The 20524-nt window shown below is 74.0% G+C and carries 20 protein-coding genes; 9 read left to right on the top strand and 11 right to left on the bottom strand.

All coding sequences use genetic code 11. The annotated features are described in order from the left end of the window. Positions 1-28 precede the first annotated feature (28 nt). A complete protein-coding gene (gene eda, locus ABZ693_RS07835) occupies positions 29-658 on the top strand; it encodes a bifunctional 4-hydroxy-2-oxoglutarate aldolase/2-dehydro-3-deoxy-phosphogluconate aldolase (RefSeq protein WP_359874548.1) in 630 nt (209 codons plus the stop codon). Positions 659-674: 16 nt separating this feature from the next. On the opposite strand, the gene ABZ693_RS07830 is transcribed toward eda, so the two are convergent. From ABZ693_RS07830 to ABZ693_RS07810, 5 genes are all read right to left on the bottom strand, one after another. Next, the gene (locus tag ABZ693_RS07830) at positions 675-1499 is read right to left on the bottom strand and encodes a GNAT family N-acetyltransferase (protein ID WP_359874546.1); all 825 of its coding nucleotides are present in this window, start codon (positions 1497-1499) and stop codon (positions 675-677) included. A 101-nt stretch (positions 1500-1600) separates the two neighbouring features. Then, complete coding sequence (locus ABZ693_RS07825) at positions 1601-3016, bottom strand: bifunctional RNase H/acid phosphatase (RefSeq protein WP_359874544.1); 1416 nt, start codon at positions 3014-3016, stop codon at positions 1601-1603. A gap of 30 nt (positions 3017-3046) precedes the next feature. Continuing rightward, entirely contained in the window at positions 3047-3790 is a 744-nt protein-coding gene (locus tag ABZ693_RS07820; protein ID WP_359874721.1) for a zinc ribbon domain-containing protein, read from the bottom strand. Beyond that, entirely contained in the window at positions 3787-4605 is an 819-nt protein-coding gene (locus ABZ693_RS07815) for a Nif3-like dinuclear metal center hexameric protein (protein WP_359874542.1), read from the bottom strand. Before ABZ693_RS07815 ends, ABZ693_RS07820 begins: the two co-directional genes overlap by 4 nt. 158 nt (positions 4606-4763) lie before the next feature. Then, positions 4764-5813, bottom strand: a complete 1050-nt coding sequence (locus ABZ693_RS07810; protein ID WP_359874540.1) for an ABC transporter substrate-binding protein — start codon at positions 5811-5813, stop codon at positions 4764-4766. Positions 5814-6131: 318 nt separating this feature from the next. Between ABZ693_RS07810 and ABZ693_RS07805 the strand changes: the two genes are divergently transcribed. After that, positions 6132-7394, top strand: coding sequence for a hypothetical protein (locus ABZ693_RS07805; RefSeq protein ID WP_435842367.1), 1263 nt, complete (start codon positions 6132-6134; stop codon positions 7392-7394). 49 nt (positions 7395-7443) lie between these two features. Further along, the gene (locus ABZ693_RS07800) at positions 7444-7566 is read left to right on the top strand and encodes a hypothetical protein (RefSeq protein WP_359874538.1); all 123 of its coding nucleotides are present in this window, start codon (positions 7444-7446) and stop codon (positions 7564-7566) included. A gap of 137 nt (positions 7567-7703) precedes the next feature. Here the strand turns inward: ABZ693_RS07800 and ABZ693_RS07795 are convergent, their stop codons facing one another. From ABZ693_RS07795 to ABZ693_RS07785, 3 genes are all read right to left on the bottom strand, one after another. After that, a complete protein-coding gene (locus ABZ693_RS07795; RefSeq protein ID WP_359874536.1) occupies positions 7704-8678 on the bottom strand; it encodes a 3-oxoacyl-ACP reductase in 975 nt (324 codons plus the stop codon). Between the two features lie 207 nt (positions 8679-8885). Beyond that, the gene (locus ABZ693_RS07790) at positions 8886-9983 is read right to left on the bottom strand and encodes a Zn-dependent alcohol dehydrogenase (RefSeq protein ID WP_359874534.1); all 1098 of its coding nucleotides are present in this window, start codon (positions 9981-9983) and stop codon (positions 8886-8888) included. Positions 9984-10055: 72 nt separating this feature from the next. Then, the gene (locus ABZ693_RS07785) at positions 10056-10940 is read right to left on the bottom strand and encodes a MaoC/PaaZ C-terminal domain-containing protein (protein ID WP_359874532.1); all 885 of its coding nucleotides are present in this window, start codon (positions 10938-10940) and stop codon (positions 10056-10058) included. On the opposite strand from ABZ693_RS07785, the gene ABZ693_RS07780 reads away from it, so the two are divergent. From ABZ693_RS07780 to ABZ693_RS07755, 6 genes are all read left to right on the top strand, one after another. Beyond that, positions 10933-11058 carry a hypothetical protein gene (locus tag ABZ693_RS07780; RefSeq protein ID WP_359874530.1) on the top strand — a complete coding sequence of 42 codons (126 nt, stop codon included), beginning with the start codon at positions 10933-10935 and terminating at the stop codon, positions 11056-11058. The two genes, ABZ693_RS07785 and ABZ693_RS07780, sit on opposite strands and share 8 nt — an antisense overlap. Before the next feature lie 222 nt (positions 11059-11280). Continuing rightward, complete coding sequence (locus tag ABZ693_RS07775; protein ID WP_359874528.1) at positions 11281-12273, top strand: ABC transporter ATP-binding protein; 993 nt, start codon at positions 11281-11283, stop codon at positions 12271-12273. Beyond that, a complete protein-coding gene (locus ABZ693_RS07770; RefSeq protein WP_435842364.1) occupies positions 12270-12992 on the top strand; it encodes an ABC transporter permease in 723 nt (240 codons plus the stop codon). The genes ABZ693_RS07775 and ABZ693_RS07770 overlap by 4 nt, the downstream gene beginning before the upstream one ends. A gap of 33 nt (positions 12993-13025) precedes the next feature. Beyond that, complete coding sequence (locus ABZ693_RS07765; RefSeq protein WP_359874526.1) at positions 13026-14198, top strand: sensor histidine kinase; 1173 nt, start codon at positions 13026-13028, stop codon at positions 14196-14198. A gap of 140 nt (positions 14199-14338) precedes the next feature. After that, positions 14339-14599: a hypothetical protein gene (locus ABZ693_RS07760; protein WP_359874524.1), complete on the top strand. Its 261-nt coding sequence runs from the start codon at positions 14339-14341 to the stop codon at positions 14597-14599. 49 nt (positions 14600-14648) lie between these two features. Then, on the top strand, positions 14649-15281 hold the full coding sequence (locus ABZ693_RS07755; protein WP_359874715.1) for a response regulator: 633 nt from the start codon (positions 14649-14651) through the stop codon (positions 15279-15281). A 225-nt stretch (positions 15282-15506) separates the two neighbouring features. Here the strand turns inward: ABZ693_RS07755 and ABZ693_RS07750 are convergent, their stop codons facing one another. The 3 genes from ABZ693_RS07750 to ABZ693_RS07740 all read right to left on the bottom strand — a co-directional run bounded on the left by ABZ693_RS07750 (position 15507) and on the right by ABZ693_RS07740 (position 20465). Next, positions 15507-16982, bottom strand: a complete 1476-nt coding sequence (locus ABZ693_RS07750) for an MFS transporter (RefSeq protein WP_435842363.1) — start codon at positions 16980-16982, stop codon at positions 15507-15509. An 84-nt stretch (positions 16983-17066) separates the two neighbouring features. Beyond that, positions 17067-18260 carry a thiolase C-terminal domain-containing protein gene (locus tag ABZ693_RS07745; protein WP_359874520.1) on the bottom strand — a complete coding sequence of 398 codons (1194 nt, stop codon included), beginning with the start codon at positions 18258-18260 and terminating at the stop codon, positions 17067-17069. Between the two features lie 27 nt (positions 18261-18287). Further along, on the bottom strand, positions 18288-20465 hold the full coding sequence (locus tag ABZ693_RS07740; RefSeq protein WP_359874518.1) for an acyl-CoA dehydrogenase family protein: 2178 nt from the start codon (positions 20463-20465) through the stop codon (positions 18288-18290). Between the last annotated feature and the right edge of the window lie 59 nt (positions 20466-20524).

Below are 20524 nucleotides of genomic sequence, written 5' to 3'. Positions count from 1 at the left end.
GCCCACTCGTCCTCGCCAGGATGGGCGCATGACGAGCGTGCTCGACCTTGCCCCCGCCGCCCTTGTCGTCCCCGTCGTGGTGATCGACGACGCCGACGACGCCGTACCGCTGGCCCGTGCCCTGGTCGCGGGCGGGCTGCCGCTGATCGAGGTGACCCTGCGGACCCCGGCCGCGCTCGACGCGATCCGGGCGATCTCGAACGCCGTCCCGGAGGCCGTCGTCGGCGCGGGCACGGTCGTCTCGGCGGCGGCCGTCGCGAACGCGGCGGGCGCGGGCGCGCGGTTCCTCGTCAGCCCCGGCTGGACGGAGGGGCTGATCGACGCGATGCGCGCCTCGGACGTGCCGTTCCTGCCGGGCGTGTCGACGGCGTCGGAGGTGCTGGCGCTGCTCGAACGCGGGGTGACGGACCTGAAGTTCTTCCCGGCCGAGGCGGCGGGCGGCGCCCCGTATCTGAAGTCGCTCGCGGGCCCGCTCCCCCAGGCCCGGTTCTGTCCGACCGGCGGGGTCTCGCTCGCCTCGGCGCCCGCGTATCTGGCGCTGCCGAACGTCGCCTGCGTCGGCGGTACGTGGATGCTGCCGGCCGACGCGCTCGCCGCCCGCGACTGGGCGCGGGTCGAGGCGCTGGCGCGCGAGGCGGCGGCCCTGGCCCGTCCCTGACACGGCAGCGCGTCCGTCAGCTGAACACGACGGCGGAGTGGTCGGTGACCGGGCGGTAGCCGAGCCGCTGGTAGAGGGCGTTGCTCGTCGGGTTGGCGAGGTCGGTGAAGAGCAGCACGTGCGCGGCGCCCGCGTCGAGGGCGGCCCGGCTCGCCGCGCTGGTGACGGCGCCGGCGTAGCCGTGGCCCCGGTGGGCGGGCGGGGTGTAGACGAGGGAGACCCGGGCCTGGCCGGACAGGACCGGTGAGACGCTCGCCATCGCGACGGGTTCGCCGGCCGCCTCCCACAGCCGGAGCCGGCCGCCCGTCACCCGGCTCCCGATCGCGGCCGTGTAGTCGGTGTCCGGGTCCTCGCCGACGGCGCGGGCGAACTCCCGCGTCCAGGCGAGCGCCAGCGGCAGGTCGGCCGGGCCCGCGAGGCGGGCGGCGCCGGGCGGAGCGGGGTGCGGCGGGACGAGGGTGCCGAGCCGGAAGAGCCGCATCCCGCGCTCGGGCGTCCACGACCGTCCGGTGGCCTCGGCGAGCGCCCCCGCGAACGCCTCGACGGTGCCGGACTCGCCGCGTACGGCCGTCACCTCGGCGGCCCCGGGCAGCACGGCGCCCAGCGCCCGCGCGGCCACGCCGGGCATCGCGGCGAGCAGCGGCACCCGGGCCGGGGAGACCAGCACGGCGCCCGTCACCCGCCCGTCGGCCGGGTCGGTCCACCAGCCGCGGGCGCCCGCGATCCGATCGGGCGTGTCGAGCAGGGTGAGCATCGCCGTGTTCCGTACGGGCTCGGCGGCGAGGTACGCGTGCACGGCGGCCCGGAAGGCCGCGTGGTCGTCGGTGAAGTGCCGGCTCATGCCCCGATGCTGGTACGGGCCCGGGGCCGGGGTCCAGCGGATTCCCGGCCGGGCCTGGTCCGGTCCGGCCCCCACCCGGCCCAGCCCGGCCCGGGTCCGCGTCAGCGCAGGTGCGAGGTGTCGTTCAGGAGGCGGACGGAGGCGTTGCCGTCGGCGTAGTAGGCGACGGCCGAGAACGAGGCCGCGGACAGCTCCATGCGGAACAGGGACTCGGGCGGGGCGCCGAGGGCGAGCCGGATCAGGGTCTTGACGGGGGTCACGTGGGTGACGAGCAGGACCGTGCGACCCGCGTACACGGCGGTCAGCCGGTCCCGGGCGGCCGCGACACGGCGGGCGACGGTCGCGAAGCTCTCGCCGCCGCCGGTGGGCTCGGCCTTCGAGGAGGCGAGCCAGGCGTCGAGGTCGTCCGGATAGCGCTCGCGGACCTCGGCGAAGGTCAGCCCCTCCCAGGCGCCGAAGTCGGTCTCGCGCAGCCCGTTGTCGACCCGTACCTCCAGGCCGAGGCGGGTGGCGACGGCCTGGGCGGTCTGGAGACAGCGGGTGAGCGGCGAGCTGACGATCTCCTGGACGGTGCCGCGCGCGGCGAGCGCGGCGGCCGCGGCCTCCGCCTGGCGCAGGCCGGCCGGCGACAGCTCGGGGTCGGCGCCGCCGCTGCCGGAGAACCGCTTCTCGGGCGTGAGCGCCGTCTCCCCGTGCCGCAGCAGCACGAAGGTGGCGGGCGCGCCCATGTCCGGCCCGGCCCAGCCCCGGGCGCCGGACGCCTCGGCGGCGGGTGCGGCCGCGGGGGTCTCGGGGTGGGCGGCCTCGGCCTCGAAGTCGCCCGTCGCCGTCGTGCGGTCCACCGTGGCGGCGGCCGCGAGCGAGGCGCGGGCCTGGGCCGCGAGGGCCTCGTCGGGGGTGAACAGACCGTCGTCGGCGGGGGCCGCGGCCGGCCGGCCGGCGGTCGTGGCCGCCGTCGCGCCGGACAGGGCCGCGCGGGCCCGGGCGGCGCCCGCCGTCGCGTCGCCCGCCGCCTTGCGGGCGGCGGCCAGATCGGCGGTGAGGTCGGCGGCGGGCCGGTCGAAGACGGCCGACGACGCGGCGGGGCTCCACTGCTCGCCGCGCCGCCCCGCGTCCATCGCCTCGTTGGCGAGCCGGTCCGCGTGCTTGTTGCGCTCGCGCGGGATCCACTCGTACCGCACCCGGCCGGGCGGGAAAATCCGTCCGGCCTCGGCGGCCAGCGGCTTCATGTCGGGGTGCTTGATCTTCCAGCGCCCGGACATCTGCTCGACGACCAGCTTGGAGTCCATGCGGACGTGCACGGCGGCGTCCGGGAACAGGTCGAGCGCCGCCCGGAGCCCGGCCACGAGTCCCTTGTACTCGGCCACGTTGTTGGTCGCGACGCCGATGAACTCGGCGCGCTCCGCGAGCGTCGCGCCCGTCGCCGGGTCCAGCACGACGGCACCGTAACCGGCGGGCCCCGGGTTGCCCCGGGATCCGCCGTCCGCCTCCACGATCAGCTCACGCGGCATGGTCATCGCGGGCAGTCCCGTTTTCCTTCCGGCCGACTACAGGCCGGACTCGGACGTACGGACCAGGATCCGGCCGCAGTTCTCGCAGCGCACGACGGCGTCGGTCTTGGCGGCCCGGACCTCGTTGAGCTCGGCGATGTTGAACTCGATGTGGCAGCCCTCGCAGCGGCGCTGGTACAGGCGGGCCGCGCCGACGCCGCCCTGCTGGGCGCGCAGCCGCTCGTACAGCTTCATCAGGTCGGCCGGGACGGAGCCGGCCACCAGCTCGCGCTCCTTGGTGACGGAGGCGGTCTCGGTGTCCAGCTCGCCCTGGGCGGCGTCGCGGCGCGTGGTGGCGTCGTCGACCTTGGCCTGGACGGCGGAGACACGGCCGGTCAGCTCGGTGACCCGCTCCTGGGCGGACTCGCGGCGCTCCATGACCTCCAGGACGATCTCCTCCAGGTCGCCCTGGCGGCGGGCCAGCGAGGCGATCTCGCGCTGCAGGCTCTCCAGGTCCTTCGGGGAGGAGACGGCACCGGAGTCGAGGCGCTGCTGGTCGCGGGCGGCGCGCTGGCGCACCTGGTCGACGTCCTGCTCCGCCTTGGTCTGCTCGCGGGCGCAGTCGCTGTCCTCGGTCTGCGCGGCGACGAGCAGGTCGCGCAGCTGGGTGAGGTCCTTGTTCAGCGACTCGATCTCGGCGTGCTCGGGCAGCGACTTGCGCTTGTGCGCGAGCTGCTGGAGGCGCACGTCCAGGGCCTGGACGTCGAGGAGTCGGATCTGGTCGGCGGGCGCGGCGTTCAGTTGGGGGCTCCAGGAGAGGTGTGGTGGGAGGACCAGGGGTCGGTGACCGTCTTCGAGACGTGGACGCGCAGGTCCCAGCCGTGACGGTCGGAGATCGTGTCGAGCTGGGCGGCGGCCTGCTCGCACCAGGGCCACTCGGTGGCCCAGTGGGCGGCGTCGACGAGCCCGAGGGGCGAGTGCTGGGTCGCCTCGGAGGCGGGGTGGTGGCGCAGGTCGGCGGTGAGGAACGCGTCCACCCCGGCGGCCCGCACGGCGTCGAAGAGGCTGTCGCCGGAGCCGCCGCTGACGGCGACGCGGCGCAGCGTCATGTCCGGGTCGCCGGCCACCCGGATGCCCTGCGCGGTGGCGGGCAGCCGCTTCGCGGCGCGGGCGGCGAACTCGGCGAGCGTCTCCGGCCGGTCCAGCTCGCAGATCCGGCCGAGGTTGTTCTCGGGGACGAGCGGGCCGGTGACGCGCAGGTCGAGCGCGCCGGCCAGGGCGTCGGAGACGCCGGGGTCGGCGGTGTCCGCGTTGGTGTGCGCCACGTGCAGGGCGATGTCGTGCTTGATCAGCGTGTGCACGACGCGGCCCTTGAAGTGGGAGGCCGCGACGGTCGTCGTCCCGCGCAGATAGAGCGGGTGGTGGGTGATCAGCAGGTCCGCGCCGAGCCGGATCGCCTCGTCGGCGATCTCCTGGACGGGGTCGACAGCGAAGAGGACACGCCGGACCTCGGCGTCGGGATCGCCGCAGACGGTGCCGACGGCGTCCCACTGCTCGGCCCGCTCGGGCGGCCAGAGGGCGTCGAGCTCGGCGATGACTTCAGACAGACGGGGCACGGAGGAAAGGCTACCTGCCCGCCGCACCCCGCCGTCCTGGCCTGTGGACAACGGGGGCGGGGGACCCCCGTACGGCTGTGGACAACCCGTACGGGCGGGGGGCCGTTACGCCGTGCGCCCGCGCCCCGGCCCGTGCCGCGCCCCGCCCGTACCACTCCCTACTTCTTGACCAGGTCCGCCCGCAGGTCGTCGAGGACGCTGTTCGCGGCCGTGACGCCCAGGCCCAGGTACCAGGTCTCGTCCGGGACGTCCTTGGCCTGGCCGGCCTTGACGGCCTTGAGGTTCTTCCAGAGCGGGTTGGCCTGGGCGGTGTCGCGCTTGGTCGCCTTGGCGTCGCCGTACACGCCGGTGAAGATCCAGTCGCCGTCGGCCTGGTCGATCTTCTCCGGGCTGACCTCGACGGCGAGGTCGTTCACCTGCTGGTTCGCGGGCCGCGGCAGGCCGGCGTCCTGAAGGATGGTGCCGATGAAGGAGTCCTTCGCGTAGAGGCGGATCTTGCCCGGGAGGTAGCGGACCATCGAGATGGTCGGCTTGTTCGGGCCGATGTCCGTGCCGAGCTGCTTCGCCTTCGTCTCGTAGGCCGTGAGCAGGGACTTCGCCTGGGCGGTCTTGTCCAGGGCGGCGGCGTTGAGCAGGTAGTTCTCCTTCCAGGTGAAGCCGGGGCGGATGGAGAACACGGTCGGCGCGATCTTCGACAGCTCGTCGTACTTGTCGGCGGCGCGCAGCTGGCTGCCGAGGATGAGGTCGGGCTGGAGGTTGGCGATGGCCTCCAGGTTGAGGTTGTTGATGGTGCCGACGGACTTCGGGTCGCCGGCGTCCTTCTTCAGGTAGCCGGGGATGCCGTCGTCGCCCTCGGAGGGGGCGTAGCCGACGGGCTTGATGCCGAGGGAGACGACGTTGTCGAGCTCGCCGACGTCGAGGACCACGACGCGCTTGGGCGCGGCCGGGATCTCGGTGCTGCCGAGGGCGTGGGTGAGGGTGCGCGGGAACTGGCCGGGCGCCGCCTTCGTCCCCATGGCGGCCGTCTTGGCGGCGGCGTCGCCGAAGTCCTTGCCTCCGACGGCGACGTCCTTCTTCTTGTCGCCCTCGGCGCCCTTCGCCGCGCCGCCGCCCGACGCGGTGTCATCGCCTCCGCCGCAGGCCGCGAGGGTGAGCGCGGCAGCGAGGCCGAGGGCGGCGGCAGCGGTGCCACGACGACGAAGGGACATGACGGGTCTCCTGACACGTACGGACGAAAGGGGTGAGACGGTACGGAAAGACACTGATGGACCACCCCCGCCATCTCGACTTAGGTTCGCCTTACCTTACTCACCCCTTCTCGCGTCAGCACAACACCCCCGCACTTCTCAGTCGAATCTCCCCACCGCCACCCTTTGGGGTGAAGTGGCCCGCCTCGTGTTGTTCGGCAGGAAGTGCGAAAACTAGCTTCGTGGGCCGGAGGTGACGCGTCGATGACAGCGATGACGACGGCTATGGCCACGGCGCCGGCGACGGCGACGGCGACGAGCGCGACGGCGAACATGACGATGGCGGACTGCGCCGTCGACACACCCGCGCGGGGATTCACCATCACCGCGAACGGCGCCTACGCGGCGCGGCTCGGCGGCGCGGGGGACACGCGGTACGTGGAGCGGTGGACGCTGGACGGCCCCGAGCCGTACGCGGTCCCGCTCCCGCTCGGGCGGCCCGAGGAGCCCGGCACGCCGCTGCTGCCGCTCGCGGACGGGCGGGTGCTCGCGGACCGCACGGCCCCGCGAACCGACGGGCTCCGGCACACGTTCTCGCTGCTCTACCCGACCGGCCCGGCCACCGGCGAGCTGTCGCTCGGCGCGGTCGAGGCGCCCGCGCCGGGCGCGCTGACCCTGCTGCCACCATCGCCGGACGGCATCTGCGCGTACGCGATGTGCGTCGAAGCGGACACGGACACCACCACGCTGTGGCTGGTGGCGGGCGGGGCGTTCGGGCCCGAGCGGGTCGCCGCGATCAGAGGCCGCTGTACGGGCGGGGTGTGGCTGGACCGTACGGGCCGGATGCTGGCCCTCGACCGGCGCCTGGACGGCGGGCCGGTGAAGACGGTCACGGTCGACCTGGAGCGTGGCGGCGAGGTCACGCCCCTCCTGGAGATCACCCCGGACAGCAACGACCGGCTGCTGCTCGCGGACGCCGACAGCGGCCTGCTCGTGCTGCGTTCCGACGCGCCGTCGCCGGGCCACGACCGGCTGGCCTGGGGCGTGCTGGGCAGCGCGCTGCCGGTGCGCTTCCCGGAGTGCCTGCGGCTCGACGACGCGGCGGTGACGCCGTTCGCGGTGCAGCCGGGGCAGGTACTGCTGCCGGAGGACTGCGGGGTCGCGCTGCGGATCGACGCGGCGGCGGGCAGCTGGGTCGGCCTGTGGCGGCCGCGCGAGCGGCGGATGCTGCACGCGGCCGTCCCGCCGGGCTGGCTGGCCGGGGCGGGCCTGTGGACGGCCGGCGGGGTGCTGCGGCTGCCGTACGTGACGGACGACACGCCCTGTGGTGTCGCGGCTCTGGCGGAGCCCGCCGGTCCCGCCGTACCGGCACCGTCGCCCGAGGCCGACGCGTACCGGTACCCGGGCGCGGGGCGGCGGACGGTCCCGGTCCCGGAGCCGGGCGGGGCACGGGAGTCGGGCGCGGAGACGGTCTCGGGAACGGGCCCGGGAGGCGGTGCGCGGCGGGCGCCGGAGCCGGGGTCCGGGGGCGGCGAAACGAAGGCATGTCGTCCGGTTCCACTCCGCGATGCGCCGCTGACGGACCGCGAACCCGCTGGCTAGACTCACGGGCCGCACCAGCAAGAGCGACGCATACGGGGTGAGTTCCACCATGAGCAACACGGACGCGCAGGAGCCGAACGGCTCGGGCAAGCACCGCGGCCCGGCCGCACCGACCGAGGACTCCTCGTCCTCGGCGAACGGCCGTCACCGGCGCGAGCCCGAGACGCAGTAGACACCATCGGCGGCCCCCCGCGACCAGGGGGAGAGGGGCCCCGGGACCGGTCACACGACCGGTCCCGGGGCCCCTCTCGTCGTACGGTCGCCGTACGGTCGCCGGCGTACGGTCGCGGTCGGCCCTTCCGGACGTGGTCAGCCCTTCTTGAGGCCCAGCACCTCCGCCGCCGCGAAGGTCTCCCCCGCCGGCCGGTCCGCGTAGTGCGGGGTGAGCAGCCCGTCCAGCTCCTCGTAGCTGAAGACGTCCTTGGCCGTGTCGAACTTGGCCGCCACCCGGGGCCGGTCGACGATCGCGACCATCCCGCCGTGGACGACGAACAGCTGTCCGTTGACCCGGGCCGCGGCCGGCGCGGCGAGATAGCCGACGAGCGGCGCCACGTGCTCCGGCGCCAGCGGGTCCAGCTCGTCCGCGGACGCCGGCTCGGCGAACCCGGCGAAGACGTCCTCGGTCATCCGGGTGCGGGCCCGCGGGCAGATGGCGTTGACGGTGACGCCGTACTTGGCGAGGGCGAGCGCGGAGGAGGTGGTGAGGCCGACGATGCCGCCCTTGGCCGCCGCGTAGTTGGGCTGCCCGGCCGAGCCGGCGAGGTACGCCTCCGAGGACGTGTTGACGATCCGGCCGAAGACCCCGCTCTCGCCCGCCTTGGCGCGCTCGCGCCAGTGCGCGGCGGCGAAACGGGTGGTGTTGAAGTGGCCCTTGAGGTGGACCCGGACGACCGAGTCCCACTCGTCCTCGCCCATCGAGAAGACCATCCGGTCGCGCAGGATGCCCGCGTTGTTGACCAGGACGTCCAGCTTGCCGAACTCGCTCACGGCCAGGCCGACCAGGGCGCGCGCGGTCTCGAAGTCGGCGACGTCGCCGAGGTGGGCGACGGCCCGGCCGCCCGCCGCGCGGATCTCGGCGACGACCTCCTCGGCGGGGGCGGCTGACGCCGCGCCGGAGCCGTCGCGGCCGGGCTGGCCGTAGTCGTTGACGACGACGGCCGCGCCGAGCCGGGCCAGTTCGAGCGCCTCGGCCCGGCCGAGGCCGCGGCCGGCGCCGGTGACGATCGCGCTCAGCCCCGCCAGCGGCTGAGCCGCCGGTGACGGGGACACACGGGGCAGTGACATGGTTCGCGTCCTCTCCGGTGAAGCCTCTGAAGCCTCGGATCCGCTGGGGATCCCGTGAGCGACAACGCGTGGGCCGTCGCTTCGGATACTGGTTCGGGCACTTCCGGCACCGGTTCACGCGCTGCTTCGGGCACTCCTCGGAGGCCTCCGGGGCGGGTCCTCCCGCCCCGGACGCCGTCGTGAGCGCTGTTCCGGGTGCCGGTCGCCTCAGAGCTCGATGCAGGTCCGCAGCGCCGCGCCCGTCCGCATCTGCTCCAGCGCCTCGTTGATGCCGCTCAGCGGCACCCGGTGGGTGATCAGCGACGCGAGGTCGATCCGGCCGGCCCGCCAGAGCGCGATGGCCCGTTCGTACGAGCGGAGCACGTCCCCGCCCCCGTACATCGACGGCAGGATCCGCTTCTCGTCGAAGAACAGCTCGAACATGTTGAGCTGGAGGAAGTCGTCGAGGGCGCCCGCGCCGACGACGCACAGGGTGCCGCCGCGCCGGGTGGTGTCGTAGGCGGTGCGCGCGGTGGCGGACTTGCCGACGACCTCGAAGACGTAGTCGAAGCCCTCGCCGCCGGTCACGCGCTGCTTGGCGTCGGCGAGCGCGTCCGGGGCGACGGCCTCGGTGGCGCCGAATCCGAGGGCGGCCTCGCGGCGCGACTCGACCGGGTCGACGGCCACGATCTGCGCGGCGCCCTGGAGCCGGGCGCCCTGGATGGCGGAGATGCCGACGCCGCCGCAGCCGATGACGGCGACCGACGAACCGGCCGCCACCTTCGCGGTGTTGATGGCCGCGCCGAGTCCGGTGGTCACGCCGCAGCCGATGAGCGCGGCGATGTCGTACGGCACGTCGTCGGGGATCGGCACGGCGCAGCGCGCGTCGACGACGACCTCCTCGGCGAACGTCCCGGTCCCGGCGAAGCCGAAGACTTCACCCGCACCGCCATCGGAACCGCCGCCCGCGCGACGGAAGTTGGGGGTGCCGGCGTTCATGAACCCGGCCAGGCAGAGCTGGGTCTGCCCGCGCCTGCAGGCGGGGCAGCTCCCGCACGCGGGCAGCCAGCACAGCAGCACCCGCTGCCCCACGGCGAGACCCGTGACGCCGTCGCCGACGTCGAGGATCTCCCCGGCGCCCTCGTGGCCGGGCACGAACGGCGCCGGCTGCGGCAGGACGCCGCTCATCGCGGAGACATCGGAGTGGCACAGGCCGGTGGCCCGGATCCGGATCCGCACCTTGCCGGGTCCGAACCCCACCGCCTCGACGTCGTCGAGGACTTCGAGTTTGTCCTGGCCGATCTCGTGCAGTACGGCTGCGCGCATGGTGCGGCTCCCATCAGCTGACTCGGGTCCGAGGCGGGGCGGGGCGGTTCGGGGTGCGGAGACGGCCGGCCCTCAGGAGGGGTCGGCGACGGTCACGACGGTGTCGGCGAGTACGGGGGCGTCGTCGCGTTCCACGGCGGTGACCGTGACCTGCACGCGGCCGCTGTCGCCGCCGTCCCCCTCCGTGAGACGCCACATCCGGATCCGGAGGGTCTCGCCGGGGAAGACGATTCCGGCGAAGCGGGTGCGGTAGCCGCGCACGCGGGTGACATCGCCGCCGAGAAGGGTGTCGACGACCGCCTTGAGGGTCATGCCGTACGAGCACAGGCCGTGCAGGATCGGCCGGTCGAAGCCCGCGAGCTTGGCGAACTCGGGGTCGGCGTGCAGCGGGTTCCAGTCGCCGGACAGCCGGTAGAGCAGGGCCTGGTCCTCACGGACGGGCCGCTCGACGGTGGCGTCGGGCGCCCGGTCGGGCACGGCGAGGCGCTCGGAGGGACCGCGGTCGCCGCCCCAGCCGCCCTCGCCGCGGACGAAGATCTGGGCGTCGCTGGTCCACAGCGGCCCGTCGGCGTCGGCGGCCTCGGAGCGCAGCACCAGGACGGCGGCCTTGCCCTTGTCGTACACGGCGGCGACCCGGGAGGTGGAGACGGCCCGGCCGGCGACGGGCAGCGGCCGGTGCAGGGTGATCGACTGGCCGCCGTGCAGCACGGCGGCGAGGTCGATGTCGATGCCCGGGGCGCCCAGACCGCCGACGACGCCCATGCCGGCGCCCGCGACGGTGGCGAAGCTGGGCAGGACGTGCAGCCGGGACTCCAGGGTGTAGCGCAGCTCGTCGGGGTCGGTCGCGGGCGCGCCCGCGCCGAGGCCGAGGTGGTAGAGCTGGACGTCCTTGTGGTCCCAGGCGATCTCCGCGCTGCGGGGTTCGGCGGCGACGGCCTTGGCGGCGTCAATGGGCATCGGCTTGCTGCTCCTTGTGGCGGTTGGAGACCTCGGCGCGGCCGTCCGCACCGTCGACCACGCCGAGGCCGTGCGGGAGCCGGTCCGGACCGCGTTCGTCGGTTCGTTCGTGTTCTAGAACGCGTTCTAGAGCGGCGATCCCCATGTATAGCGGAGGGAGTTGACGAGGGGAACCCTCCTGACGGTACGTCAGATATCCGTATCCGTACGGGCGACGGCCCGATCCGAGCCCCGCGTCGGCGGCCTCGACCGGGCCGGCCGGGACCCAGGACATTTGTCACGGCCAGGTCCGTACACCAGAGCCTGCCCGGGTCCTCCCCCGCTCCGTAGCGTCATACCCATGACGAACGAACAAGCGTCCAGCACCCCCGCCGCCCAGGCCGCCACCCGCGCCGCCGACGCCGTCGACGGCACCGCGGTCGCCTTCGCCGCCGTCACCAAGACCTTCGGCCACGTCCGCGCCGTGGACGGCATCGACCTCCGCATCCGCCGCGGCGAGACCGTCGCCCTGCTCGGCCGCAACGGCGCCGGCAAGTCCACCACCATCAACCTGCTCCTCGGCCTCGACACACCCGACAGCGGCCGGGTCCGCCTCTTCGACGGCACCCCCGAGCGCGCGGTCGGCGCCGGCCGGGTGGGCGCCATGCTCCAGGACGGCCGTCCGGTCCCCCGGGTCACCATCCGCGAGCTGGTCGACTTTGTCGCCCGCACCTACCCGAGGCCGCTGCCCGTCGACGAGGCCCTGGCCCTGGCCGGTCTCACCGACCTGGCCGGCCGCCGCGCCGACCGGCTCTCCGGCGGCCAGGCCCAGCGCGTGCGCTTCGCCGTCGCGCTGGCCGGCAACCCGGAGCTGATCGTCCTCGACGAGCCGACCGCCGCCCTCGACGTCGAGGCCCGCGAGGCCTTCTGGGACTCGATGCGCGGCTACGCCCGGCGCGGCAACACGGTCCTCTTCTCCACCCACTACCTGGAGGAGGCCGACACCCACGCCGACCGCATCGTCGTGGTCGACTCCGGCCGGATCCTCGCCGACGGCACCGCGGACGAACTGAAGCGCGCCGCCGGCGGCACCACGGTCTCCTTCGACCTGGCCGGCGGCTCCTCCGAGGGCCTGGCGGCGCTGCCCGGCGTCACCTCCGTCGAGATCCGCGGCGACCGCGCCCACGTCCGCAGCGACGACTCCGACGCGACCGTCCGCGCCCTCGCCGAGCGTGACGCCGTACGCCGCCTCCAGGTCGCCCCGGTCTCCCTGAACGAGGCCTTCCTCACCCTCACCCGCGCGTCCGCGGCCCGCACCGCCCAGGACGCCCACTCCCTGGAGATGTCCCGATGATCACCGCGTATGTCCGCCTCGAAGTCCGCCGCACCCTGCGCGACGTCGGTTTCGTGATCTCCTCGATCGGCGTCCCCGTCATGATGTACCTCCTCTTCACCAACCTCGGCGGCCAGAACGACCCCGCCTTCAAGTCCGCCGCGATGATCGGCATGGCGGCGTACGGCGCACTGGGCGCCGCCCTGTCGCTGGGCACCGGCGTCGCCGAGGACAAGTCCACCGGCTGGCTGCGCCAGCTGCGCGTCACCCCGATGAGCCCGCGCCAGGTGGTCGTCGGCCGGGCCCTGACCGGCAGCGTCATCGTCCTGCCGGCCATCACCGCCGTCCTGCTCGCGGGCGCCACGGTCAACGGCGTACGGCTCGACAGCTGGCAGTGGGCCGTCGTGGCCCTCACCCTGTGGGCGGGTTCGCTGCCCTTCACCCTCCTCGGGCTCGGCAACGGCTACCGGCTCTCCAGCCAGGCGGCCGGCGCCGTCAACGTGGCCTGCAACCTGGGCCTCGCGGTCGTCGGCGGCCTGTGGTTCCCGATCGACCTGTTCCCCGGCTGGCTGCGCTCCCTCTCCGACTACACGCCGACCAACCGCTTCGCCGAACTGGGCCGCGCGGTCACCGAGGGCACGGCGCCCGGCATCGCCACGATCACGATCCTGGTGGCGTGGGCCGCGCTGTTCGGCCTGTACGCGGCGGTCTCGTACCGTCGTTCCGCACGGACGGTCTGACGAGGACCAGCGGACGAGGGGCGAGGGATACCGATGGCGAAAGGTGAATTCCGACGACGCCGCGCCGAGAGCAGGCGCGGCGGCCGTCCGACCGGACTCAGCCTGATCCCCTGGCTGCTGCTCGGCCTGGGCGCGCTGTCCCATCTCGTCTCGGGCGACGCCCCGAACCCCTGGATCGGCGGCCTGGGGCTGCTGACCTTCAACACCCTCTACATCGCGGTCGTCATCCGCGCCTTCCACCCGCGCACCCGCGAGACCCCGCTCACCTGGGGACTGCTCATCGCGCTCGGCGCCGTCACCTTCGGGCTGACGATCGGGTACGGGGAGTCCTGGCTGCTGCTCTTCCCGCTGCTCGGCCTCGCGGTCGGAGCGGTCACGCGGCGCGGCCGGATGCTGCGGCTGATCACCATCCCGCTGACCGCGGCCGTGGCAGCGGTGACGTTCATCAAGGCGAGCTGGGACTCGTTCGGGGTGGTGTACGGGACCTTCATCTCGATCATGGTGACGGCGACGATCCTCGCCCTGGACCAGACGGTGAACGAACTGCGCGAGACCCGCGAGGAACTCGCCCGCGCGGCCGTCGAGAAGGAACGCCTGCGCTTCTCCCGCGACCTGCACGACCTGCTGGGCCACACCCTGTCCGTGATCGTCGTGAAGTCGGAGGCGGCGCGGCGGCTCGCGCCGCGCGACCTGGACGCGGCACTGGCGCAGATCACGGACATCGAGTCGGTCGGCCGGCAGGCGCTGACGGAGATCCGGGAGGCGGTCACCGGCTACCGCGAGGGCAGCCTGACCACCGAACTGGACCGCGCCCGCGACGCGTTGTCCTCGGCCGGCATCGAGCCGGTGGTCCGCCAGTCCGGCCCGCCGCTGGAGCCGCAGACGGAGGCGCTGCTGGGCTGGGTGGTCCGCGAGTCGGCCACCAACGCCGTACGCCACAGCGGCGCGACCCGCTGCGAGATCGAGATCGGTGGCGGCCCGGAACGGGTCCGCCTGACCGTCACCGACAACGGAACCGGTGCCGGATCCGCTGGTACCGCTGCGGGCACATCCGGCAGCGGCCTGAAAGGCCTCCACGAACGCCTCGCCGCCGCCGGCGGCACCTTCACCTCGGGCCCCCTCCCCCAGGGCGGCTTCCGCGTGACGGCGGAACTCCCGGTGGAACCGGCGGAGGCGGAACCCGAGGACGGCGGCGACCACCCGTAGACCGGTGACCGGTGACCGGTGACCGGCAACCGAACGGCGGGCAGTTTGCCGGACAGACGCCCTGCCCGCGCGAAGGCCCGTACACCAGACTGACCGCGATCCCGCCCTGAGGGCGGCGCGAGGGCAGGGGGTGGCGGGGCATGGACGACGAGGCGCGGGAACGCGAATGGGCGCGGATGCGGAAGAGAGCGCGGGCGCGCAGGTGGGCCCGGTGGTGCGCGCTCGGGAAGCTCCTGGTGATCCAGGTGGCCGTCCTCAACCTGATCTGGACCGTGTTCCACTTCTTCTTCCCCGACGCCGCCCTCCCCCAGAGCCTCGCGGTTCTGGTCCCGGCGCTGACCGCGATGTTCCACTACCTGCGCTGGGAACGGCGACGGGACTGGAGCGCGGGACGGGAGTGAAAGCGGGGCGCCGCCCCGCCTGCGCCCTACCCTGGTGCCCGTGAACGAGATGCCGCAGGACCAGCGCCCCGCCCGGTGTACGAGAGTCCTCCTCGCCGAGGACCAGGGCATGATGCGCGGCGCGCTCGCGCTGCTGCTCGGGATGGAGCCGGACATCGAGGTCGTCGCCCAGGTGGGGCGCGGTGACCAGATCGTGGACGCGGCGCTGACGGCCCGCCCTGACATCGCCCTGCTGGACATCGAACTGCCGGGCCGCTCGGGCCTCGACGCGGCGGCGGACCTGCGGGACGAGGTGCCCGACTGCCGGGTCCTCATCCTCACGACCTTCGGCCGGCCCGGCTATCTGCGCCGCGCGATGGAGGCGGGCGCGGTCGGCTTCCTGGTGAAGGACGGCCCGGTCGAGGACCTGGCCGAGGCGATCCGCAAGGCCCTGCGCGGCGAGACGGTCATCGACCCGGCCCTCGCCGCGGCCGCCCTCAGCGCGGGCCCCAACCCCCTGACGGCCCGCGAACGCGACGCCCTCGGCGCCTCCGTCGACGGCGCCACGATCGCGGACATCGCGACGAGACTCCACCTCTCGGAGTCGACGGTCCGCAACTACCTCTCCTCGGCCATCGGCAAGACGGGCACCCGCAACCGCATGGAAGCGGTCCGCGCGGCCCGCCAACAGGGCTGGCTCTGACCCCACTCCGACAGGGCTCGAATGTGCCCCTGCCGAGTGCCTCAGGTCGCGGAAGCGGATGCCGTCGTTGTCAATAAAGCTCCTCGGCCGCTCCTGCATCGGCGTCCCTGCCGGCTCCAGGCTCACCGCCGACTCCGTCGCCGGCGCCAGACCGTCAGCACCCCGGGCAGCGCCCTCGGCCTGAGCTCCGTCGGGCCCAATGACCCGCGCCTCGCCACAGTTGCCTTATTGCACAGGCTTGTCCGGCTTGGGCAGCCAGAGCGTCATCACCAGCGCCGTCGCGAGCAGGACGCACACCGCCACGCGGAAGGCGGTGGCGTAGCCGGCGGTGAGGGCTTCCGGGGTGGTGGAGCCCGCGGTGGCCCAGGCGGCGACGGTGGAGAGGGCCGCGAGGCCGAGGGCGCCGCCCATGGTGCGGGAGGTGTTGATGAGGCCCGAGGCGAGGCCGGCGTCGGCGGCGGGGACGTGGCCGGTGGCGAGGACGGCCAGCGGGGTGGTGCCGAGGCCCATGCCGAACATGATGAGGATGCCGGGCAGCAGGATCGCCGTGACGTACGTGCCGTCGACCGTCATCGTCGACTGCCACACGTAACCGGCCGCGGCGGTCAGCACGCCGAGGACGGCGACCCGGCGGGTGCCGAAGCGGGGCAGCAGGCGCGGGGCCAGTTTGGAGCCGACGACGATGCTGACGGAGCTGGGGGCGAAGGCAAGGCCGGCGATCATCGGCGGGTAGCCGAGGACATTCTGCGCGTAGAGCGTCATGAAGAACCACGTCCCGAAGGACAGCAGGCCGCAGAGCAGCATCGCGGTGTTGGCGGCGGACACCGCCCGCGTACGGAAGATCCGCAGCGGCATCAGCGGCTCGGCCGTCCGCGCCTCGACGGCGACGAAGGCCGCGAGCAGCAGCAGTCCGGCGGCCAGCGGGCCCAGGGTCGCGGGGGCGGTCCAGCCGGACTCCTCGGTCTGGACGATGCCGTACGCGAGGGTCGCCAGGCCCGCCGTGACGAGCACCGCGCCCGGCAGGTCGAGCCGACGCCCGCCGCCTGCCCGGCTCTCGGTCAGCCACGCGTAGGCGCCGGCGAAGACGAGCACGCCGACGGGCACGTTGACGAGCAGCACCCAGCGCCACGAGAGCAGGTCCACGATGACTCCGCCCACGAAACCGCCCGCCGCGCCACCGGCCGCGCCGATCGCCGACCAGGTGCCGACGGCCCGGGTGCGGGCGGGTCCGGCCGGGACGGCGGAGGTGACGAGGGTGAGCGTGGCCGGGGACAGGACGGCCGCGCCGAGCCCCTGGAACGCGCGGGCCGCGAGCAACTGCCCGCCCTCCTGCGCCAGTCCGCCCGCCGCCGAGGCCACCGTGAACAGCGCGAGCCCCACCAGGAACATGCGCTTGCGGCCGAACAGGTCCGCCGCGCGCCCGCCGAGGAGCATGAAGCCCGCGAACGCGATCGAGTACACGTTCACGACCCACTGCAGTCCCGGCGCCGTCAGCCCCAGCGACTCCCGCATCGACGGGAGCGCCACGTTCACCACGGACACGTCGAGCACGACGAGGAACTGGCCCGCGCAGGTGACCAGGACCACCAGCCAGAGGCTGCGGGGAGCGGGGAGGGAGGACGCGGAGGCTCGGCCGGTGCCGACGTCGGCATCGGTGTCGGGGCCGGGGCCGGTACGGGGCGAAGGCGGCATGGCCGTCATGATCGCACCCGTGTCCGAACCCGCACAGCGCTTATCCACGCCTCTCTGAAGGGGAGTTGGCCCCGCATCCGCCCGGACTCTTCGTCACGCCTGACGCCGCAGAAGAGTCACCACCGCCGCCCCGCCGAGGCCGATGTTGTGCGCGAGCCCCACGGACGCCCCGGCGACCTGGCGGTCGTCCGCCTCGCCCCGGAGCTGCCAGACGAGTTCGGCCGCCTGCGCGAGGCCGGTGGCGCCCAGGGGGTGGCCCTTGGAAATGAGACCGCCCGAGGGGTTCACGACCCAGCGGCCGCCGTACGTCGTCGCGCCCGACTCCACGAGCTTGCCGGAGGCGCCCTCCTCGCACATGCCCAACGCCTCGTAGGTCAGCAGCTCGTTGATGGAGAAGCAGTCGTGGAGTTCGACGACGTCGACGTCGTCGATGCCGAGCCCGGACGTCTCGTAGACCTGGAGGGCGGCCTCGCGGGACATGGGGCGGCCGACGACGTCGATGCAGGAGCCGGAGGCGAAGGACTCCTCCGTGTCGGTGGTCATCGCCTGGGCGGCGATCTCCACCGCCCGCTCCCCCAGCCCGTGGGCGTCCACGAAGCGTTCGGAGACGACGAGCGCGGCGGCGGCGCCGTCGGAGGTCGGGGAGCACTGGAGGCGGGTGAGGGGCGCGTGGACGGTTTTGGCGGCCAGGATCTCCTCGACCGTGTAGACGTCCTGGAACTGCGCGCGGGGGTTGCGGGCGGAGTGCCGGTGGTTCTTGGCGGCGACGGCGGCGAGCTGGGCCTCGGTGGTCCCGTACCGCTCCATGTGCTCGCGGGCCGCGTTGCCGAAGATCTGGGCGGTGGGCGGGGTCGCCGCGAAGCCGTGGCGGGCGGCCATGACGCCGTAGTGCCGGGCCACAGGCGAGGACGCGAAGTCGCCGCCGCTCGCCCCGCCGCCCAGCGCGCCGCGCGTCATCTTCTCGAAGCCGAGGGCGAGGACGCAGTCCGACGCACCGCCCGCGACGAACTGCCGGGCCATCATCAGGGCGGTCGATCCGGTGGCGCAGTTGTTGCTGACGTTGTAGACGGGTACGCCGGTGAGCCCGAGTCCGTAGACCGCGCGCTGTCCGGCCGTCGAGGGCTGGAAGCAGTAGCCGGCGGCGACCTGCTGGACCCGTTCGTACGGGACGCCCGCGTCGGCCAGGGCGGCGCCGCCGGCCTCCTTCGCCATGTCCCCGTAACTCCAGTCCCGGGTCTCCGGCTTCTCGAACTTCGTCATGCCGACGCCCACGATGTACGTCTTCACAGCGGCTCCCTCGGGTTCGGAGTGGTCTCAGTCCCTGGGCAGGCCGAGCAGTCGCTCGGCGATGACGTTGAGCTGTACCTGGGTCGTGCCTCCGGCGATGGTCAGACAGCGCGACATCAGGAGCTGGTGCAGTGCCCGCTTTCCCGGTCCTTCCGCCAACGCGCCGTCGGGGCCCAGGAGTTCGAGCACGAGTTCGGCGACCTTCTGCTGGTGTCCGGTCTGGACGAGCTTACGGACGCTCGCGCCCGGGCCCGGTTCCAGGCCGGAGACCCGGTTCAGGGTGGTGCGCAGTCCGACGCAGGCGAGGGCGTGCGCCTCGGAGACGAGGGCGCCGATCCGGGCCCGTACCGCGCCGTCGGCCGCCGCGGAGGCGGTGATCAGCGCTTCCAGGCCGGTGTCGAAGACGGCCTGGTCGGCCATGTGGACGCGTTCGTTGCCGAGGGTGTTGCGGGCGACCCGCCAGCCGTCGTCGACCGCGCCGACGACGGCGTCGGCCGGCAGGATGGCACCGTCGAACCACACCTCGTTGAACAGCGCGTCCCCGGTGATCTCCGTCAGCGGCCGGATGTCGATACCGGGGGTGCCGCGCATGTCGACGAGGAAGTAGGTGAGCCCGCGGTGCTTCGGCGCGTCGGGGTCGGTGCGGGCGAGCAGGATCCCGTAGTCGGCTTCCCTGGCGGTGCTCGTCCACACCTTCTGTCCGGTGATCCGCCAGGATCCGTCGTCGGTCCGTTCGGCGCGGGTGCGGAGGGACGCCAGGTCGGAGCCGGCCTCGGGCTCGGAGAAGAGCTGGCACCACTGCTGTTCGCCGCGCAGGGTGGGCCCGAGGTAGCGTTCCTGCTGGGCGGCCGTGCCGTACGCGAGGAGCGAGGGCACCACCCAGGTGGCGATGGACAGCGGACTGAGGGCGATGCCGAGATCGGTCATCTCCCGCTGGACGGCGAGCTGGTGGACCGGTCCGGCACCGAGCCCGTACGGCGGGGGCAAGTGCGGCGCCGCGTAGCCGGTGCCGGCCAGCTCCCGCCGTGCCTCGCGCGGCGTCAATCCGACGGCGGTGGAGAGGACTTCGCGCGCCTGCTTCCGTAACGCCTCGGCCTCCTCGGGAAGTTCGAGGCGCAGTTCGCGCCGTACACCGGCGGCGGCGTGGCGGACGGCGGTGAGGCGGTGGGTGTCGCCGGCGCCGAGGAGCTGGCGGGCGACGAGGGCGCGCCGCAGGGCGAGGTGGGCGTCGTGTTCCCAGGTGAAGCCGATGCCGCCGAGTACCTGGATGCAGTCCTTGGCGCAGCCGTACGCGGTGTCGAGCGCGGCCCCGGCGGCGAGCGCGGCGGTGTACGCGCGGACGTCGGCGGCCTCGCCGCGCGCAGCCCGGGCCGCGTCCCACACCAGCGCGCGGGCCTGTTCGAGCCGGACGAGCATGTCGGCGCACAGGTGCTTGACCCCCTGGAACTGCCCGATGGGCCGCCCGAACTGCACGCGCGTACGGGCGTGTTCGGCCGCCGTCTCGACGGCGCGGGCGGCGGTGCCGCAGGCGTCGGCCGCCAGGAGGACGGCGGCGAGGTCGTGCACGAGTGCGGAGTCGACGGTCCCGAGCAGCCGCGCCCCGGGGACGAACACCCCGTCGGCGGCGACCTCGGCGGTCGGCCGGACCGGGTCGGCGCTGTCGTGCGGACGTACGGCGAGGGTGCCGGCGTCCACCGCGAGCCAGACCGTGCCGTGCGGCGAGCGCGCGGGCAGGATCACCAGGTCGGCGTGGGCGGCGCCGAGCACGGGCGGGGCGACGCCGTCGAGGATCAGGCCGTCGGCGGCGTGGGAGGGCGCGGCGGTCAGGCTTCCGGCGCCGAGGGCGACGGCCGCGATCCGTTCCCCGGCGGCCAGCGCGGCCGCCTCCTCGCCGCGCCCGGCGCGGTGCAGCAGTTCGGCGGCGAGCACGGTCCCCGGATACGGCCCCGGCAGCAGCGCCCGCCCGGCCTCCTCCAGGACCACGGCGAGGTCGACGAGGTCGCCGCCCCCTCCCCCGTACTCCTCGGGCAGATGGACCCCGAGCAGCCCCTGCGCGGCGACACCGGCCCAGTGGGCGGGGCGGGTCGCGGCGAGGGCGGGATCGTCGAGATGCCTGCGGACTTCCTCGCGGGGGACGGCGCGGGTGAGCCAGCCGCGGACGGATCGGGCGAGCTCCCGCTGTTCGTGCGTGATGGCGATGCCCATGGCACGGCAGATTAGAACACGTTTCAATCTGACGGAAGGTCAGATGGGGCAGGGATTCC

Source organism: Streptomyces laurentii (genome assembly GCF_040635425.1).
GTDB classification, from domain to species: Bacteria; Actinomycetota; Actinomycetes; order Streptomycetales; family Streptomycetaceae; genus Streptomyces; species Streptomyces laurentii.
Note: the sequence above shows the minus strand (reverse complement) of the source record. Positions and strands in the feature narration are given on the sequence as shown.

Excerpts from the sequence above, each read along its gene's own strand:
- eda (WP_359874548.1), top strand. The coding sequence starts at position 29 with ATGACGAGCGTGCTCGACCTTGCCCCCGCCGCCCTTGTCGTCCCCGTC.
- ABZ693_RS07830 (WP_359874546.1), bottom strand. The coding sequence starts at position 1,499 with ATGAGCCGGCACTTCACCGACGACCACGCGGCCTTCCGGGCCGCCGTG.
- ABZ693_RS07825 (WP_359874544.1), bottom strand. The coding sequence starts at position 3,016 with ATGACCATGCCGCGTGAGCTGATCGTGGAGGCGGACGGCGGATCCCGG.
- ABZ693_RS07810 (WP_359874540.1), bottom strand. The coding sequence starts at position 5,813 with ATGTCCCTTCGTCGTCGTGGCACCGCTGCCGCCGCCCTCGGCCTCGCT.
- ABZ693_RS07805 (WP_435842367.1), top strand. The coding sequence starts at position 6,132 with ATGGCGGACTGCGCCGTCGACACACCCGCGCGGGGATTCACCATCACC.
- ABZ693_RS07800 (WP_359874538.1), top strand. The coding sequence starts at position 7,444 with ATGAGCAACACGGACGCGCAGGAGCCGAACGGCTCGGGCAAGCACCGC.
- ABZ693_RS07795 (WP_359874536.1), bottom strand. The coding sequence starts at position 8,678 with ATGTCACTGCCCCGTGTGTCCCCGTCACCGGCGGCTCAGCCGCTGGCG.
- ABZ693_RS07790 (WP_359874534.1), bottom strand. The coding sequence starts at position 9,983 with ATGCGCGCAGCCGTACTGCACGAGATCGGCCAGGACAAACTCGAAGTC.
- ABZ693_RS07780 (WP_359874530.1), top strand. The coding sequence starts at position 10,933 with ATGGGCATCGGCTTGCTGCTCCTTGTGGCGGTTGGAGACCTCGGCGCG.
- ABZ693_RS07785 (WP_359874532.1), bottom strand. The coding sequence starts at position 10,940 with ATGCCCATTGACGCCGCCAAGGCCGTCGCCGCCGAACCCCGCAGCGCG.
- ABZ693_RS07775 (WP_359874528.1), top strand. The coding sequence starts at position 11,281 with ATGACGAACGAACAAGCGTCCAGCACCCCCGCCGCCCAGGCCGCCACC.
- ABZ693_RS07770 (WP_435842364.1), top strand. The coding sequence starts at position 12,270 with ATGATCACCGCGTATGTCCGCCTCGAAGTCCGCCGCACCCTGCGCGAC.
- ABZ693_RS07765 (WP_359874526.1), top strand. The coding sequence starts at position 13,026 with ATGGCGAAAGGTGAATTCCGACGACGCCGCGCCGAGAGCAGGCGCGGC.
- ABZ693_RS07760 (WP_359874524.1), top strand. The coding sequence starts at position 14,339 with ATGGACGACGAGGCGCGGGAACGCGAATGGGCGCGGATGCGGAAGAGA.
- ABZ693_RS07755 (WP_359874715.1), top strand. The coding sequence starts at position 14,649 with ATGCCGCAGGACCAGCGCCCCGCCCGGTGTACGAGAGTCCTCCTCGCC.
- ABZ693_RS07750 (WP_435842363.1), bottom strand. The coding sequence starts at position 16,982 with ATGACGGCCATGCCGCCTTCGCCCCGTACCGGCCCCGGCCCCGACACC.
- ABZ693_RS07740 (WP_359874518.1), bottom strand. The coding sequence starts at position 20,465 with ATGGGCATCGCCATCACGCACGAACAGCGGGAGCTCGCCCGATCCGTC.